Below are 1,924 nucleotides of genomic sequence, written 5' to 3' on the forward strand. Positions count from 1 at the left end.
AACCAATATAAGAAGACGCTAATACTGATAATAAAGAAGCAAAAACAAGGCCACTAATAAGTTCACCATGAATGTAATATTTCAAATTCCACAGCAAAGCAAAGCTTATACTTACTGATAATATTATGCTTTTCATAGCCTTTTTAGTACCATGTAATGATAATATTACATTTAGCGTTAACGCCAAAAAAGTAAATATCAAAGAACATTCAGATATTTTGGCGTAAAAATTAAGTAATAAAGTAAATATAAGTGATATAGCAGTAAGCGATAAATAGAATTTATTACTTCTGCCACTTAGATTATTTAGAATTCCATTCATAATGATTCCTCCTTTAATATATAAAACTAATTTATAGCTGACAATTTATAAATAGATAGAAATATCAAAATACGCAAGAATATTCTTATAAGAATTGAGCATAAAATGCTCTCTCTAATTGCGACTTGATCTTGGTATAGTTTTGATATAGTATCTGGCTTTCATACTACAACTATCGGTCATCCTGAGCTTAGCTCATGGTCTTCTTCCATTGCCAGATACCGGAAATAAGTCGGCTATGATCATAAAGTTATGTAGAGAATTTGCTCTATAGTAAATTCAGGAATATTTGTAGTGCTGCACATCGATCGTAACTTAATAAATAAGTACGCGATGAGTAACAAAGCACCAAATGACAATCATTTAAGGAGAGGTGGCCGAGCGGTTTAAGGCGCCCGCCTGGAAAGCGTGTTCACGAGCAATCGTGTCGAGGGTTCGAATCCCTTCCTCTCCTCCATTTGTCTTTCGCTGTCTGGAATTGCAATAATTGATATTAGTATTTTATGCGTTGTTACTTTTCGCTTGTTTCATCAAGAGCTTCTGTTGTTTTTCTAGTTTCTGGTTCTGATCTAAATTTTAGATTTGGTATTTTCAGGTAATATGCTGCCATCCTAGTAAGGAAGGCACCAACAGCAACTACAATCACGACATTCCTAATAGAATGTGGATCAGGATGATGAGAATTTATATCAAGATATATGCTGAATATTAAACCCCAGACGATCGAAACCTCTGCATTAATTGCACCGTTTAAGCAAATTATATAGTGCTTTTTGCGTAATAAATCTCTTAACATTCCTCCACCATTTGCTGTTAAAAAAGCAAAAAACGGACCCCACAATTCTATTGGTTCAATTCTTGCCATAATTACAATACAAACACCTGTAACTATAAAAGCAGCTTGGCCTAAAGCGTCTCCAAGAACAAGGACATTATCCCAAAAACGAGTTATCTGGTCATCTTCATTTGCCCTTTTGTTATAATACTCAAGAAGTCTTATTGCAAAAAACCCAACAAGCACCACTATAATAATATAATACATATATGACGGAGTTAAAAATATTCCGACTTCATCTCTATTAATTAATATATCACGCATTATTCCTCCTCCAGCTGAAGGAAGCATTGCAAACAAAAATGTACCAAATAAAGTGGCGTTATCTTTAGCAGCAATAGCAATACCAGAAATAGCAAATGCTAACGTGCCTATTACACCAATAAGGTAAAACCACTGAGAATCTATAGTTTGTAGAAGTAACACTGGATAAAGATAAGTTTTAGCAATATTTTTAAATTCGTCACTAGTACTAAATTTCTTTATTTCTTGATTGAATTTATCTACTAACTCAAGAGGTACTGTTTTCTTACTAAACATCAAATGAATTGGTGTTTTTACATTAAGCTGAACCTCTTTAACAGCACTATTTGTTTTATTATTTAAAATTGCTGCAGCTCCTACAACTCGGTCAGAAATAAATCCATCTATCTCACCCTTTATCAAGGCATTTAATGCTTCTATATCATTTGGATATTTTTTTATTATGTCCTGAGTTGTCTGGTCATTTATGAAGAGATTTATTTGCGGATCTGCATATATAAAGC

At 33.2% G+C, this 1,924-nt stretch carries 1 protein-coding gene, 1 tRNA gene and 1 pseudogene; 1 reads left to right on the forward strand and 2 read right to left on the reverse strand.

The window, feature by feature from the left end; genetic code table 11:
* Nucleotides 1-322, reverse strand: a pseudogene (locus tag Megvenef_RS09235) (VUT family protein); the annotation flags it as partial.
* A gap of 367 nt (nucleotides 323-689) precedes the next feature.
* Here Megvenef_RS09235 and Megvenef_RS09240 point away from each other — a divergent pair.
* Nucleotides 690-779, forward strand: a tRNA-Ser gene (locus Megvenef_RS09240).
* Between the two features lie 54 nt (nucleotides 780-833).
* On the opposite strand, the gene Megvenef_RS09245 is transcribed toward Megvenef_RS09240, so the two are convergent.
* The coding region (locus Megvenef_RS09245; protein WP_322777632.1) for a TRIC cation channel family protein at nucleotides 834-1,924 on the reverse strand (1,091 nt) is incomplete at its 5' end.

This window comes from Candidatus Megaera venefica (genome assembly GCF_034554655.1).
GTDB lineage: Bacteria > Pseudomonadota > Alphaproteobacteria > Rickettsiales > Rickettsiaceae > Megaera_A > Megaera_A venefica.